The organism is Streptomyces sp. CNH287, from assembly GCF_000424825.1.
The window spans coordinates 151,130-165,156 of sequence record NZ_AUKQ01000004.1 but is presented as its reverse complement, the minus strand read 5'-3'; the positions used below and the strand labels follow the sequence as shown (position 1 = coordinate 165,156).

Sequence of the window (14,027 nt, the reverse complement as noted above, 5' to 3'; positions counted from 1 at the left end):
CAGCCGCGGGAACCGTGCCGTTCGCGGTGCTCACCAGGTCACCCCCAGCGCGGCGGCGGCCTCGGCGCCGGACCGGCAGCCGTCCTCGTGGAAACCCCAGCCGTGGTACGCCCCGGCGTACGCGGTCACCGGGCCGCTCAGCGCGGGCAGGTGGCGCTGGGCGGCCACCGACTCGGGTGTGTAGAGGGGGTGCTCGTAGACCATGCGGGCCAGCACTCGGGTGCTCTCGACGCGTTCGCCGCCGTTGAGCGTGACCACGTAGCGCCCTCCTCCGCCCTCCTCCGCCGGAATCCGCTGGAGCCGGTTCATGTCGTAGCTGATCAGGACACGGCCCGCGCCCGCCGCGCAGTCGGGCAGCAGGTAGTTCCAGGAGGCGGATGCGGCCGGGCCGCGCGGCAGCAGTGAGCTGTCGGAGTGCAGCACGGTCTCGTTGCGCGAGTAGCGGAAGGCGCCCAGGGTGCGGCGCTCGGCCTCGGTGGGGTCGGCGAGCAGCCGCAGCGCCTGGTCCGGGTGGACCGCAAGCACCGCGGAGTCGTAGTGGTGCGCCGCGCCGTCTTCGGTCACGAGTTCGACACCGTCCGGGAAGCGGCGCACCGCACGCACCGGTGTCGACGTACGCACGGCGTCCAGCTGCTTGCCGATGCGCCGCACGTAGCTGTGCGACCCGCCGCTCACCGTGCGCCAGGCGGGCGAGCCGGTGACGGAGAGCAGCCCGTGGTGGTCCAGGAAGCGGAAGAGGTAGCGCGCCGGGTAGCGCGCCGCGGTGCCGGGCGCGCACGACCACACCGCCGACACCAGCGGGATCGCGAAATGGGCCGTGAAGTAGGCGGAGAAGCGGCCGGCGGCCAGGAACTCTCCCAGGGTCGCGAGCCCCCGCCGACCGGTGCCGTCCTCGGCCAGCAGGGCGCGGGCCCTGCGGTGGAAGCGGGGGATCTCGCCGAGCATGCGCAGATAGCGGCCGTCGAGGGCGTTGCGCGGGCGGGCGAGGAGACCGCGCACACCGCGTGCCCCCGCGTACTCCAGTCCGCAGCCCTCACAGCGCACGGACATGCTCATCTCGGTCTCCTGGGTCTGCACGCCCAGCTCGCCCAGGAGGCGCAGGAAGTGGGGATAGGTGCGCCGGTTGTGCACGATGAAGCCCGAGTCGACGTGGTGCGTCCGGCCCCCGGCGACGGGCAGTTCGTGGGTGTGGGCGTGGCCGCCGAGGCGGTCGTCGGCCTCGTACAGCGTCACCTCATGGGTGCGGCGCAGTATGTAGGCGGCGGTCAGTCCCGCGATTCCGCTCCCCACCACGGCCGTGCGATGCCGTGCCTTGGACATGGTGCTCCCTCCGGTACGACGAGGGGTCAGCTCCCTCCGTGTCATTCGGCGCCGCACCGCGCGCGGATTGGTCGCCGGCGCAAAAGCCCGCGCGCCGGAGAGAAATTCACCCGGCCGGGTGCGCGACCAATCCGGGCGGCCCCCGGCGCCGAATGGCCGTCGTGAGCGATGACACGGAAGCGACGCGGCGGCCCGGTGCGGCCCCGAGGCGGGGCGCGGCCCTGCTGCGGGTGGCGCTGGGCGCGTTCAGCGGGCTGCTCGCCGGAGCCTCGGCGCTGGCGGTGGCGGAGTTGGCCGCCGTGCCGGTCCGCCGTGAGGCGAGTCCGGTCACGGCGGTCGGCGGAGCGGTCATCGACCTGACCCCGACGCCCGTCAAGGAGTTCGCGGTACGCACCTTCGGGAACGACGACAAGCTCTATCTCCAGCTGGGCATCCTGGCCCTGCTCACCCTCTTCGCCCTGGCCCTGGGCGTGCTGGCGCTGCGGCTGCGGCGGACCGGCTCGGCCGGGGTGCTGCTGTTCGGGGTCGTGGGCGTGGTGGCCGCGCTCAGCCGCCCGGAGTCCCGCGCCGCCGACGTGCTGCCCTCGCTGGTGGGCGCCGTGGCCGGGGCCGGGGTGCTCTTCCTGCTCGCGGGGCGGCTGGCCCGCATCACCCCGGCGGCTGCGGCCGGCCCGGCTGCTTCGTCAGCGCGCACCGGGCAGCGGCTGTCCCAGGACGCGCCGCGCTTCGGCACGGCCGGTTCGTTCGACCGGCGCGGATTCGTCCTCACGGCCGGCGCCGCGGCGGCCGTCTCGACGGGTGCGGCGGTGGCGGGGCGGCGGCTCCAGGCGGCCGGGGCGGCCCAGGCCGTCGCCTCACGCGAGGCGGTCCGGCTGCCCGCGCCCGCCTCGCGGGCCGCCCCGGTGCCCGCTGGTGCGCGTCCCGACGTGCCGGGGCTGTCCGCGTTCACCACGCCCAACGCGGACTTCTACCGGGTCGACACCGCGCTGGTGATCCCCCGGGTGAACGCGGACAGCTGGCGGCTGCGCCTCCACGGCCGGGGCGTCACGCGGGAGCTGACGCTCAGCTACCAGGACCTGCTGGAGCGCGACCTGATCGAGCGGGACATCACGCTCACCTGCGTCTCGAACGAGGTAGGCGGTCCGTACGTGGGCAACGCCCGCTGGCTGGGCGTCCCCCTCGCGGAGCTGCTGCGCGAGGCGGGCGTGCGCCCGCCGTCCGCGGGCGGGCCCGCCGACCAGCTCGTCGCCCGCTCGGTGGACGGTATGACGCTGGGCACGCCGGTCGAGACGGTGCTCGACGGGCGCGACGCGATGCTCGCGGTCGGCATGAACGGCGAGCCGCTGCCGTTCACCCACGGCTTCCCCGTCCGGATGCTCGTCCCCGGTCTGTACGGCTACGTCTCCGCCTGCAAGTGGCTCAAGGACCTGGAGCTGAGCACCTTCGACGACTACGACACCTACTGGGTCAAGCGGGACTGGTCCCAGCGGGCCCCGGTCAAGACACAGTCGCGCATCGACACGCCCAAGCCGTTCGCCACCCCGAAGGCGGGCACGGTCCCGGTCGCGGGGGTGGCGTGGGCGCAGCACCGGGGCATCGACCGGGTCGAGGTGCGGGTGGACGGCGGCAGCTGGCAGCGCGCCCGGCTGGCGGCGGAGGACTCCAGGGACACCTGGCGGCAGTGGGTGTGGCAGTGGCCGGCGACCTCGGGCTCGCACACCCTCGAAGTCCGCGCGACCGACCGCACCGGCCGCACCCAGACGGCGGACCGGGCCGGGACGGTGCCCAACGGGGCCACCGGACGGCATTCGGTGGTGGTCAACGTCGACTGAGCAGCCGCGATCCCACCCGTACCAGATCACCCACCCCTGCCTCATCAGCACCTTTGACAGGCAGTCCACGTAACTCGAGGAGCAGTTCTCATGAACATCAGCCGATTCCGCCGCACCGCCGTCGCCGTCGCCGCTGTCGCCGTACTTCCGCTGGCCGTCACCGCCTGCTCGGACGACAGCGGCGACTCCGGCTCCTCCGACAGCTCCGCCGGCGAGTCGAAGAAGTCCGAGCCCAAGGAGTCGTCGGCCGACGAGGGCACCGACGCCCAGGCGGCGAAGGGTCCGTTCGGCCCCGGCTGCGCCGCCGTGCCGAAAGACGGCAAGGGCAGCTTCGAGGGGATGGCCCAGGAGCCGGTGGCCACCGCCGCCTCGGCGAACCCGGAGCTGTCGACCCTGGTCAGCGCGGTCAAGAAGGCGGGCCTGGTCGACACGCTCAACACGGCGGAGAACATCACCGTGTTCGCGCCGACCAACGCCGCCTTCGAGAAGGTCCCGGCGAAGGACCTGGAAGCGCTGCTCAACGACAAGGCGATGCTCACCGAGGTGCTGACCTACCACGTGGTGGGCGAGAAGCTGGCTCCCAAGGACCTGGAGAGCGGCTCGTACCCGACCCTCCAGAAGACGGAGCTGACGACCGCCGGGTCCGGCGAGTCGTACAAGGTCAACAAGGCGTCCAGCGTGGTCTGCGGCAATGTCCCGACGGCCAACGCGACCGTGTACCTCGTGGACACCGTGCTGATGCCGAAGTCCTGAACGGGCAGGCCCACCCTGCCGGGTCAGCCCGCGCCGTGGCCCGCCGCGATCTCCTCGATCCGGCGGGCCAGTGCGACGTCCAGCTCGGTGATCCGGCCGCCGACGCTGTGGGTGTTCACCGTGATGCCCAGGGTGTTGTAGCTCAGCGCCTGGTCCGAGTGGTGGCCCAGCTCCTCCTGGATCGCGGCGACGTGGATCACCATCGCCGCGGCGGGCAGGTGCCCGGGGAAGGAGTACTCGCGGGCGAGCTTGCCCTCGGCCTCCCGCCAGCCGGGCAGCTCCGCGAGGGCCTCGGCGGTCTCCTGCGGGGAAAGCGGTTCGGGTGCCACGGGGATTCCCTTCGACGGTGCGTACTGGCGGTAGCGCTCACGCGTGCCGGCGGAGCGCTACCGCCAACCCTGCCACGCGAGAACGCAGCGGGAGGGCGGCATAGGGTTGAGACCATGACGAACCGCCAGGAAGAAAGCCCGGTGGGCGCACTGCTGCGCGGCTGGCGGCGGCGGGCCCGGCTCAGCCAGTTGGAGCTGGCGCTGCGTGCCGACTCCTCCGCACGGCACATCAGCTTCATCGAGACGGGGCGCGCCCGCCCCGGCCCCGAACTGCTGCTGAAGCTGGCGGACCAGCTGGACGTGCCCGTACGGGAGCGGAACGCGCTGCTGGTCTCGGCCGGCTACGCGCCCCGCTACGCGGAGACCTCGCTCACCGATCCGGCGATGTCCGCCGTGCGCGAGGGTCTGGAGCGGGTCATCGCGGCGTACGAGCCGTATCCGGCGCTGGTGATGGACGGCACCTACCAGGTGCTGGCGGCGAACCGGGGCATCGCCCTGCTGATGGACGGTGTCGCCGGTCACCTGCGGGAACCTCCCCTGAACGCCATGCGGATCACCCTCCACCCGGAGGGCCTCGCCCCACGCATCCGCAACCTGCGCCAGTGGCGCGGCCATCTGCTGGAGCAGATGGACCGGCAGCTGGCGCTGGTGCGCTCGCCGGCGCTGCGCGCGCTGTACGAGGAGGTGGCGGCGTATCCGCTCGCGCCGTTCGCCGGGGAGTGCGCGGACCCTGCCCCGGCGGAGCCGCCGGGGCAGGAAGACCCGGGCAGCCTCTTCGCGCTGCCGATGGTGATCGAACACCACGGCCGGGTGCTGTCGTTCCTCTCCACGATCGCGACGTTCAACACCCCGATGGACGTGACCGTCTCCGAGCTGGCGGTGGAGACCCTCCTGCCCGCCGACCCGCAGACGGCGAAGAACCTCCACCTGCTGATGGGCTGAGGGCCGCCGGAGACCGCGGGCGCACGCGTCTCTCCCGGAGGGGTGGCGGGCTCGCACCCCACGCGTGCGCTGCCGGAGCCGCCCACGTACGCCCCCTGCCGACCGAGCCACCGCCCCGCCCCGGCAGGGGTCCTCAGCGGCGTCCACGCCTGCCGCGGCCTCGGCCCGGGCCCCGGCCAAGCAGGAGACCCAGCAGCACCAGATCGGCCATCAGCACCAGCACGCCCAGCACCAGCAGCCACATCAGGCCTTCGGCGAGCAGTCCGACGAGACCCAGCACGATCGCCGCGAAGAGCAGCAGAAGAACGAGCACCATCGGAACTCACTCCGTCGGGATACGAAAGCGGCCGGGGAAGAGGAAGAGGGGGTCAGCGGCGGGCGAGCCGCCGCTCGCCCCCTGCCCGGTTCTCGTAGGGCAGGTCGTAGTGCGCGAATACGGACTCTTCGGCCTCCGCCAGCAATTCACCGTCGGAGTCGATGGCCGGGGCGTCCTTCACGGTTTTCCGGTCGTGCGGGACTCGGAGATATCCGGGGCCCACCGTCGATCCGGGCAGCGGGACGAAGACCAGGCGGCGGCGTGTCGGTACACCCACCGTCACCGTGGCGAACAAGGGCTGGTCATTTCCGGTGTCCACGTAGATCGACTCCAGTGCGCCGATTTTCCGGCGGGCCGCGTCGACGACGTCGTGGCCGATCCACTCTCGAATGTCTTCCACCTCGAACACTGCGCTCACCTTTCCCTGCCGGTGAACGGCGATGGGGTGATGGATTTCCGCGTGTCTTCACCGTAACCCGCGGTGCGGCGCAGCACTCGCGGAACACCCCGCCGGGCGTATCCGGGTGGTCGGCGCAGGGTCGGGGACCCGGCTCCGGGCGGACGGCACAGGCACCCCTGTCCCCGAGGGCTCCCGAGGGTGTTAGTTGATAATGATTATCATGTGTATGATCGCTCGCGGTGCCGCCGCCCCGGCGGCTCCACCGTCAGGACCAGCCCCGTTCCCCCGAGAAGAACTGCGAGTTCGCGATGCCACGCATATCCGCCCGGTCCCTCCGGTACCGGCTCACCGCCGCCCTGGCGGGCACTCTCCTGCTGGCGGGCTGCGGCACCTCCGCCGACGGCTCCGGCGACGCCGGGAGCGGCGGGAAGGACGGGAGCGGCGGTCCGGACGCGCGTACGAGCGTCGAGGTCGAGCCCCTCGAACCCGCCCGGAAGATCACCGACGTCCGGGGCAGAACCGTCACCACCGGGAAGGAGCCGAAGCGCGTCGTCTGCCTGGTGGGCCTCTGCGACGACATCCTGCACGAGCTGGGTATGGCCCCCGCGGCCACCAACAACACGCTCCTGTCCCACCCGGACTTCCTGGGCGCGAAGAAGGCCGCACGCATACCCGTGATTCCCGGGGGGTTCGTCGCGCCCGAGATCGAGGCGATCCTTTCGCACAAACCGGACCTGGTCATCGGGCTCGACGACACGCACGGCAAACTCGCCCCCGCTCTCAAGGGCGCCACCACCTTCTGGGCCGTGCAGCCCACGAAGTGGCAGGAGAGCGTGGCATATCTGCGGGACCTGGGAGCCCTGACCGGACGCACCGGCAAAGCACTCGCGGCGGAGAAGCGCTTCCGCACGAAACTCGCGGCGGCCGAGCGGGCGAAGAGCGACAAGACCTCGCTCATCATCTTCGGCAGCGACGAGAACTTCGGCGTGGCCGCACCCGGCGCCGACGTGGCCGCCGGGCTCTTCCCCCGGATATCCGACTACCCGTGGAAGTCCCGCGGCGTCAGCGGCAGTTACAGCATGGAGGAGATCCTCGCCCGCGAGGTCGACGTGCTCTTCGTGGAATCCCTCAGCTTCGGCGACCAGAAGGGAAAGCTTTCGGAGAAGCTCGCCGAGAACCCCTTGTGGAGCCGGATTCCGGCCGTACGGAACGGCGACGTGCACGAGGTCGACGCCGAGGTGTGGGCCAAGGGCCGGGGCACCCGCTCCCTCGGCATCGTCCTCGACCAGGCCACCGCCGCACTGCGGTGAGCCTCCCCCACGACCGCCCGGGCGCCACCGCGCCCGGCGCCCGGCCCCGCCGCCCCGCGGTCCGCCGGCTGCTGCTCCTGACCGTGCCGCTGATCGCCACCGTGCTGTGCACCCTGAGCCTGGGCACGCCCGTCGTCCCGCTCACCGAACTGCCCGCCGCCCTGCTGGCCGAGGACCCGGACCTGGCCGCCGTCGTCGTCACCGAACTGCGCCTGCCCCGGCTCACGCTCGCCCTGCTGGCCGGTGCCTGTCTCGGCGCGGCAGGGCTCGTGCTCCAGGAGGCGCTGCGCAATCCGCTGGCGGTGCCCGAGATGCTCGGCGTCTCCTCCGGAGCCGCGCTCGGGGTGGCCGCGCCACTCGTGCTCGCCCTGTCGGTGCCCGCCGTGGCGCAGCCGCTGCTCGCGCTCGGCGGTGCCGCGCTGGGCGGCGCACTGACGCTGATGGCCGCCGGATTCGGCCGCGGCCCGTCCGCCGTGCTGCTGACCGGGGCGGCGGTCGCCGCGGCGCTGCAAGCGGCGCTGCTCGTCCTGATGGTGATGGCCGACCAGCTCGACCTCCAGCTCATCTACCGCTACCTGCTCGGCTCGCTCTCCGCGCGGACCTGGGACGAGGTGGCCGGGCTGTGGCCGTGGCTGCTCGTCGCGCTGCCCGCGCTGGTGCTCTGCGCCCCGGTGCTGGCCGTACTTCGGCTCGGCGACGACGACGCGCGGGCGCTGGGCGTACGGGTACACCGCGCGCGGTTCGCCGCGCTGGCCGTGGCCGTCGTGCTGATCGCCCCGGTCGTCGCGGTCTGCGGCCCGGTGGCCTGGGTCGGCTTCCTCGCGCCCCAGCTGGCCCGCCGGCTGCTGCCGTACGGGGACGCGGTACGCCGGCTGCCGTGGGCGGCGGGCTGGGGCGCGCTCGTCGTCGCCGCCGCCGACCTGCCCGCCCGGCTGGCACTGGCGCCGGTGGAGACACCCGTCGGCGCGTGGACGGCGCTGCTGGGGGTGCCCGCGGGCGTGGTGCTGCTGCGCACCCGGCGGGAGACCGGCAGGGCAGCGCGGACGGTACGAGCGGTACGGGCAGCGCGGGCGGTGCGGTCATGAGGACGCGCGCGGGCACCCGGCTCGTCCTCCTCGCACTGCTCGCCCTCCTCTGCGCCGCCGCCGACCTGCTGGCCGGACCGGCGCTCTCCCCCTCCGGCGTGTGGGACGTCCTCACCGGCAGCGGCGGAAGCGTGGAGCGCCATCTGGTGCTCCGGCTGCGGCTCCCCCGGCTGCTGGTGGCGCTCGGCGCGGGCGCCGCGCTCGGCATGGCCGGACTGGTCCTCCAGTTCGCGCTGCGCAATCCGCTGGCCGGGCCGGAGGTCACCGGCGTCACACCCGGTGCGGTGCTCGGCGCGGTGTCCGCGAGCGGGCTCGGCCTGGCGGGCTGGGAGTCCCCGGCAGCGGTCACCGCGGCCGCCGGCCTCGGCGGCTTCGCCGGTGCGGGCCTGCTGTGGCTGCTCGCGGGCAGGACGCGCGGCGACGCGGCCACCACCGCCGTCTACGGCGTGCTCGTCTCGGCCGTGCTGGGCGGGCTGACCGCCGTGGTGCTGATGGCCGCGCCCGGCCAACTGGGCAGCGTGGTGCAGTGGCTGATCGGCACCACCGAGGGCCGCGTCTGGGAGCACTGGCACTTCCTGTGGCCCTGGCTGCTCCTGTGGACGGGACCGGTCCTGCTGCTGGCCGGACCGCTCACGCTGCTGCGCTGCGGCGACGAGCAGGCGAGCGCGGCCGGACTGGCCCCGGGCCCCGCACGGGGCGCCGCGCTGGTGTGCTCCGTCGCGCTGACGGCGGGCGCGGTGGCGGCCGTCGGGGCGCTGGGGTTCGTGGGGCTGCTGGTGCCGCATCTGGCGCTCGCCCTGTTCGGCGCCGATCTGCGGGTCGCGCTGCCGGGGGCCGCGCTGGCGGGGGCGGTCGTGGTGTGCGGCGCGGACGCCGCCGCGCAGCTGCTCTCCCGCCTTCTTTCCGGGCTGCTGGACGCCGAGCGGCTGACCCTGCCGGTCGGCGCGCTGACCACCTGCGCCGGAGCGGTGCTGCTGCTCGTGGTGGTACGGCGGCGGCCCGGTGAGCCGTACTGAGGCACCAGGCGCAGGACCCGCGCGACACGCGGGGACACAGCCGCGCGGCCCGGCCGGGCGCGCGGAACCACGGGACGAGAGAGGCGACATGACCGAATCCGATGCCGGACCCGCGTCCGGAGCCCTGGGGATCACGGCGGAGGACCTCTCCTTCGGCTACCCGGGACGCCCCGTGCTGCGCGGGGTGGACCTGCGGATCGCGCCCGGTCAGCTGACGGCAATGATCGGCCTCAACGGCTGCGGCAAGTCGACGCTGCTGCGCCTGTTCGCCGGACTTCTGCAGCCCGTAAGCGGGCGGGTACGGGTCGGCGAGCGGGACGTGGCGGCGCTGAGCCGCCGCGAGGCGGCCCGCCACGTCGCGCTGCTGCACCAGTCGGCGCCCCAGGTACCGGGCATGACCGTCCGCCAGCTGGTGCGCCAGGGGCGGTACGCGGCGCGCGGGCCGCTGGGCATGCTGCGCGAGGGGGACGACGCGGCCAGCCGCCGGGCGCTGCGCGACGTCGGCGTCCAGGACTGGGCGGACCGCCCCGTCGACGCGCTCTCCGGCGGGGAGCGGCAGCGCGTACGGCTGGCGATGGCGCTCGCCCAGGACACCCGGGTGCTGCTGCTGGACGAGCCGACCACCTACCTGGACCTGCGGCATCAGCTGGACGTGCTCCAGACGGTCGTGCGGCTGCGCGACGAACGGGGCCTGACCGTGGTGATGGTCCTGCACGACCTCGCGCACGCGGCCCGGTTCGCCGAGCGGCTGATCGCACTGCGCGACGGTCGGGTGGTGGCGGACGGCACCCCGCACGAGGTGGTCACACCGCGCCTGCTGGCCGACGCGCTGGACGTGGTCGGCCGGGTGGGACGCGACCCGGAGGGCGGCTGGCCGCTGTGCTTCCCCGACCATCCCCTCCCCCGCGCGCGAACGGCGCCGGACGCGCGGGCGGAGGAAGCGGGGTGATGCTCCATCCGGAACTGCTGCGGGCCGCGCGCGGCGTACGCCGCCCGCTGGCTGCCGCCACCGCGCTGCTGGCCGGCGTGGCCGCCACCTGGCTGGCGCAGGCAGCGCTGCTGGCGCTGGCGCTGTCCGCCGTCGCGCGCGGCGCGTCCGGTGAACTGCCGCCGCTCCTGTGCGGCGTCCTCGCCGTGGTGCTGCTGCGCGCCCAGCTCAGCTGGTGGCAGCGCCGTGCGGCGCAGCGGGCGGGCGCCCTGGTGCGGGTACAGCTGCGGGACCAGCTGGTCGCGCAGCTCGGACGGCTCGGCGACGCGCACCACACGGCGGCCCGCGCCGGAGCCGTACGCACCACGCTGGTGGACGGGGTGGAGGGCGTGGACGCCTATGTGTCGCGCTATCTGCCGCAGTGGGTGCTCACCTGCGCGCTGCCGGTGCCGCTGCTGGTGGCGGTCGCGCTGACCGAGCCGTACGCCCTGCCGGTGCTGGTGCCCGCGCTGCTGCTCGCGCTGCTCGCACCGCGCGGCTGGGACCGGCTGCTGGCGCGCCGGGGCCGCGCGCACTGGGACGGCTACGAGGCGCTGGGCGCGGACTACCTGGAAGCGCTCCAGGGCATGCCCGCGCTGCGCGCCGCCGGGGCCGTCCCCCGGGTGCGCGGCAGGCTGGAGGACCGGTCGGCGGCGCTGCACCGGGCCACGGTGGCCAAACTGCGGGTCTCGCTCGTCGACACCGGGCTCACCGACCTGGCCGTTCAGGGCGGCACGGTCGCGGCGGCGCTGGTGGCCTGCGCCTCCGCCGCCTCCGGGCGTACGGAGGCCACCGGGACGTATCTCGTGCTGCTGCTCGCCTCCGAGTGCTTCCGGCCCGTCCGCGACCTGGCCCGGGAGTGGCACGCGGGCTACCTCGGGGTGTCCGCCGCCGACGGCATCGCCACCTTGCTGCGCGCCGAGCCCGCCGTACGGGACACCGGGCGGCGCACCGCCCTGCCGCGGCCCGCGCCCGCGATCCGCTTCGAGGACGTGTCCTTCAGCTACGGCGAGGGAGGCCCGGGAGGGGACCCCGGGGGGCGGCCGGCCCTGGACGGCGTCAGCTTCACCGCCGAGGCCGGGCGTACGACCGCCCTCGTGGGTCCCTCCGGGGCGGGCAAGTCCACGCTGCTGGCCCTGCTCACGCGCCGGTGCGACCCCCGGCGGGGCCGGGTGACGGTGGCCGGCGAGGAGGTCGCCGCGTACACGCTCGACGCGTTGCGGGCGGGCATCGCGCCGGTCTCCCAGGAGGTCTACCTCTTCCACGCGACCGTCGCGGAGAACCTGCGGCTGGCACGGCCGGAGGCCACCGACGCCGAACTGGTGCGCGCCGCACGCGCCGCCGGTGTCCACGACGAGATCACCGCGCTGCCCGGCGGGTACGCCACCGTGCTGGGCGAGCGCGGCGCCACCCTCTCCGGCGGCCAGCGGCAGCGGCTCGCGCTGGCCCGCGCCCTGCTGTGCGACGCGCCGGTGCTCGTCCTGGACGAGGCGACCAGCGCCGTCGACGAGCGGCGCGAGGCCCGTATCACCCGGGAACTCCTGGACGCGGCGCACGGCCGCACCTGCCTGGTGGTCGCGCACCGGCTGGACGCCGTACGGCACGCCGACCGGATCGTCGTCCTGGACGCCGGCCGGGTGGAGGCCGTCGGCACCCACGAGGAGCTGCTGCGAGGCGGCGGCACCTACGCCGCGCTGGTCGCGGCGGGAGCGGCCCTCGCGGCGGGAGCGGCCCTCGCGGCGGGAGCGGCCGAGGAGCGGGGGCCGCGCGCATGAACGCCCCCGCCCCGCCCGCCGGATCACTGCGCGCCCTGCTGCCCGCGCTGGCCGCGCGGCGCGCCGAGGTGGCACGCACCTGCGCGGCGGTCCTCGTCGACCAGGCCGCCCTGGTCCTGCTGGCCACCCTGGCCGCGCACACGGTCGGCGCCGCCGTGGCCGCGCGCCAGACCCCCGGCCCCTGGACGGTCACGCTGCTGGCCGGGCTGGTACTGCTCCGCGCGCTGTCCACCTGGCGGCAGATGGACCTGTCGCACGACCTGGCGTACGGAGTGCTGGCGACGCTGCGGGTGCGGGTCTTCGACGGGCTGGCACGCAGCGCCCCGGCCCGGGTCGCGGGGCGGCGCAGCGGCGATCTCGCCGCGACCGCGATGGGCGACGTGGAGGCGCTGGAGTTCTTCTACGCGCACACCCTCGCCCAGTTCCTCGCCTCCGGCACGGTGCTCGGCGCGGGCACCGTCGTCCTGGCTGTCACGCAGCCGGTGCTGCTGGCCGTCGTGGTGCCCGCCGCCGCGCTGCTGGTGCTCGTCCCGCTGCTGGAGGGGCCGGGCCGGGCGGCCCGGGGCGCCCGGGGGAGGCGGGAGGCGGCAGCCCTGTCGGCGGAGACCGTGGAGACGGTGGACGGGCTGCGGGAGCTGCTCGCGTTCGGTGCGCTGGGCAGGCGCCGGAAGCTGCTGGCCGCGCGGGGGCGCGCGCTGGGTGACGCGCAGCGCGCCGAGGTCTCGCGGGAGGCGGCGGGCGCGGCCGTACGGGATCTGCTGGTCGTCGCGTCCGTGCTCGGCGTCGTCGCGCTGGCCGGACGGTCCGTGGCCGCCGGGGAGCTGGACGGCGCGTGGGCACCGGCGGCGATGGCGCTGGCGCTGGGCGTGCTGGCCCCGGTGGCCGAGGCGGGGTCCGCCGCGAGCCGGGCGGCCGGGCTGCGGGAGGCGGCGGCGCGGGTGGCCGCGGGGGCGGCGGCGCCCGCGAGCGCACCGGCTCCCGCCGCGCCGCGGGTGCTGCCGCCGGGGCCGCTGGGGGTGCGGATGCGGGCCGTGCGCTTCGGCTACGGTGCCGCGCCCGCCGGTGCGGCGGCGTACGCCACCGTGCTCGACGGGGTGGATCTGACCGTGGCCCCAGGTGAGACGGTCGCGCTGGTCGGGGCGTCGGGCGCGGGCAAGTCGACGTGCGCGCATCTGCTGGCCCGCTTCTGGGACCCCTCCGGTGGCGCCGTGGAACTGCTGCCCGCAGGCGCGGAGCCCGTCGATCTGCGGGAGCTCGCCGACGCCGAACTGCGGTCGGCCGTCGCCCTGGTCGGCCAGGACGCTCCCCTCTTCCACGGGACGCTGGCCGAGAACCTGCGCCTGGCCGCGCCGGACGCGGACGCGGAACGCGTCGCCGCCGTGGCCCGGGTGTGCGGCGTGGACCGCATCGCGGACACCCTGCCCGAAGGCCTGGACACCCTGGTGGGTGAACGCGGCGCCACCCTGTCCGGCGGCCAGCGCGCCCGCGTCGCGCTGGCCCGTGCGCTGCTGGTACGGCCGCGGGTGCTGGTGCTCGACGAGACCACGGCACAGCTGGACGCCGCGAGCGACGCGGAGCTGGCCGCCGCGCTCACCCGTTCGGCGGCGGAACGGGCCACCGTGGTGATCGCGCACCGGCAGGCGACGATCCGGCGGGCCGACCGCGTCGCGGTACTGGAGCGGGGACGGATCGCGGAGACGGGGACCTGGGCGGAGCTGCTCGCCCGGGGCGGGGCGCTCACCCGGGTGCTCGCGCCCGAGCGGCGGCCCGGGGCTTGAGCCGCCGGCTACGTCGGGGCCGGCACAGGGCGCCGTCCGTCCGCGGGGCGGGCGGCGTCCGGTGCACAGCGCTCGCGTGGCTCGCTTCGTCCCAACGCCTTCTCCCGGCTCCGGGAAGCCATCTGCCGGACACGGCCCGGCCGCCGAAGCCCTGCGCTCCGGCTGCGGGCGGCCCGCGCCGGTGGCACAGTGAGCGAGGGGCGG

General features: G+C 75.1%; 13 protein-coding genes. 9 read left to right on the top strand and 4 right to left on the bottom strand.

From position 1 onward, the window contains the following. Positions 1-30 precede the first annotated feature (30 nt). Entirely contained in the window at positions 31-1,320 is a 1,290-nt protein-coding gene (locus H299_RS0103650) for an FAD-dependent oxidoreductase (protein WP_027747301.1), read from the bottom strand. Positions 1,321-1,481: 161 nt separating this feature from the next. Between H299_RS0103650 and H299_RS0103645 the strand changes: the two genes are divergently transcribed. Both H299_RS0103645 and H299_RS0103640 read left to right on the top strand, forming a co-directional pair. After that, positions 1,482-3,152, top strand: a complete 1,671-nt coding sequence (locus H299_RS0103645) for a molybdopterin-dependent oxidoreductase (RefSeq protein ID WP_486587136.1) — start codon at positions 1,482-1,484, stop codon at positions 3,150-3,152. A gap of 90 nt (positions 3,153-3,242) precedes the next feature. Beyond that, complete coding sequence (locus tag H299_RS0103640) at positions 3,243-3,905, top strand: fasciclin domain-containing protein (protein WP_027747299.1); 663 nt, start codon at positions 3,243-3,245, stop codon at positions 3,903-3,905. A 23-nt stretch (positions 3,906-3,928) separates the two neighbouring features. Here the strand turns inward: H299_RS0103640 and H299_RS0103635 are convergent, their stop codons facing one another. Beyond that, positions 3,929-4,234 (bottom strand): 4a-hydroxytetrahydrobiopterin dehydratase, encoded by a 306-nt coding sequence (locus tag H299_RS0103635; RefSeq protein ID WP_027747298.1) that lies wholly within the window; start codon positions 4,232-4,234, stop codon positions 3,929-3,931. Between the two features lie 114 nt (positions 4,235-4,348). Here H299_RS0103635 and H299_RS0103630 point away from each other — a divergent pair, with 114 nt between their 5' ends. Next, complete coding sequence (locus tag H299_RS0103630; protein ID WP_027747297.1) at positions 4,349-5,176, top strand: helix-turn-helix transcriptional regulator; 828 nt, start codon at positions 4,349-4,351, stop codon at positions 5,174-5,176. A gap of 133 nt (positions 5,177-5,309) precedes the next feature. Here H299_RS0103630 and H299_RS0103625 read toward each other — a convergent pair whose 3' ends face one another. After that, a complete protein-coding gene (locus tag H299_RS0103625; RefSeq protein WP_027747296.1) occupies positions 5,310-5,492 on the bottom strand; it encodes a hypothetical protein in 183 nt (60 codons plus the stop codon). Positions 5,493-5,544: 52 nt separating this feature from the next. Then, positions 5,545-5,901, bottom strand: coding sequence for a PRC-barrel domain-containing protein (locus tag H299_RS0103620; protein ID WP_027747295.1), 357 nt, complete (start codon positions 5,899-5,901; stop codon positions 5,545-5,547). A gap of 299 nt (positions 5,902-6,200) precedes the next feature. On the opposite strand from H299_RS0103620, the gene H299_RS0103615 reads away from it, so the two are divergent. From H299_RS0103615 to H299_RS0103590, 6 genes are all read left to right on the top strand, one after another. After that, positions 6,201-7,202 (top strand): ABC transporter substrate-binding protein, encoded by a 1,002-nt coding sequence (locus H299_RS0103615; protein ID WP_027747294.1) that lies wholly within the window; start codon positions 6,201-6,203, stop codon positions 7,200-7,202. A gap of 68 nt (positions 7,203-7,270) precedes the next feature. Further along, entirely contained in the window at positions 7,271-8,287 is a 1,017-nt protein-coding gene (locus H299_RS31995; RefSeq protein WP_106965728.1) for an iron ABC transporter permease, read from the top strand. Further along, positions 8,284-9,303 (top strand): iron chelate uptake ABC transporter family permease subunit, encoded by a 1,020-nt coding sequence (locus H299_RS0103605; RefSeq protein ID WP_027747293.1) that lies wholly within the window; start codon positions 8,284-8,286, stop codon positions 9,301-9,303. The genes H299_RS31995 and H299_RS0103605 overlap by 4 nt, the downstream gene beginning before the upstream one ends. A gap of 88 nt (positions 9,304-9,391) precedes the next feature. Next, entirely contained in the window at positions 9,392-10,252 is an 861-nt protein-coding gene (locus tag H299_RS31990; RefSeq protein WP_051262098.1) for an ABC transporter ATP-binding protein, read from the top strand. Then, a complete protein-coding gene (locus H299_RS31985; protein ID WP_051262097.1) occupies positions 10,249-12,045 on the top strand; it encodes an ATP-binding cassette domain-containing protein in 1,797 nt (598 codons plus the stop codon). The genes H299_RS31990 and H299_RS31985 overlap by 4 nt, the downstream gene beginning before the upstream one ends. Beyond that, a complete protein-coding gene (locus H299_RS0103590) occupies positions 12,042-13,823 on the top strand; it encodes an ABC transporter ATP-binding protein (protein WP_027747292.1) in 1,782 nt (593 codons plus the stop codon). The genes H299_RS31985 and H299_RS0103590 overlap by 4 nt, the downstream gene beginning before the upstream one ends. Positions 13,824-14,027 lie beyond the last annotated feature (204 nt).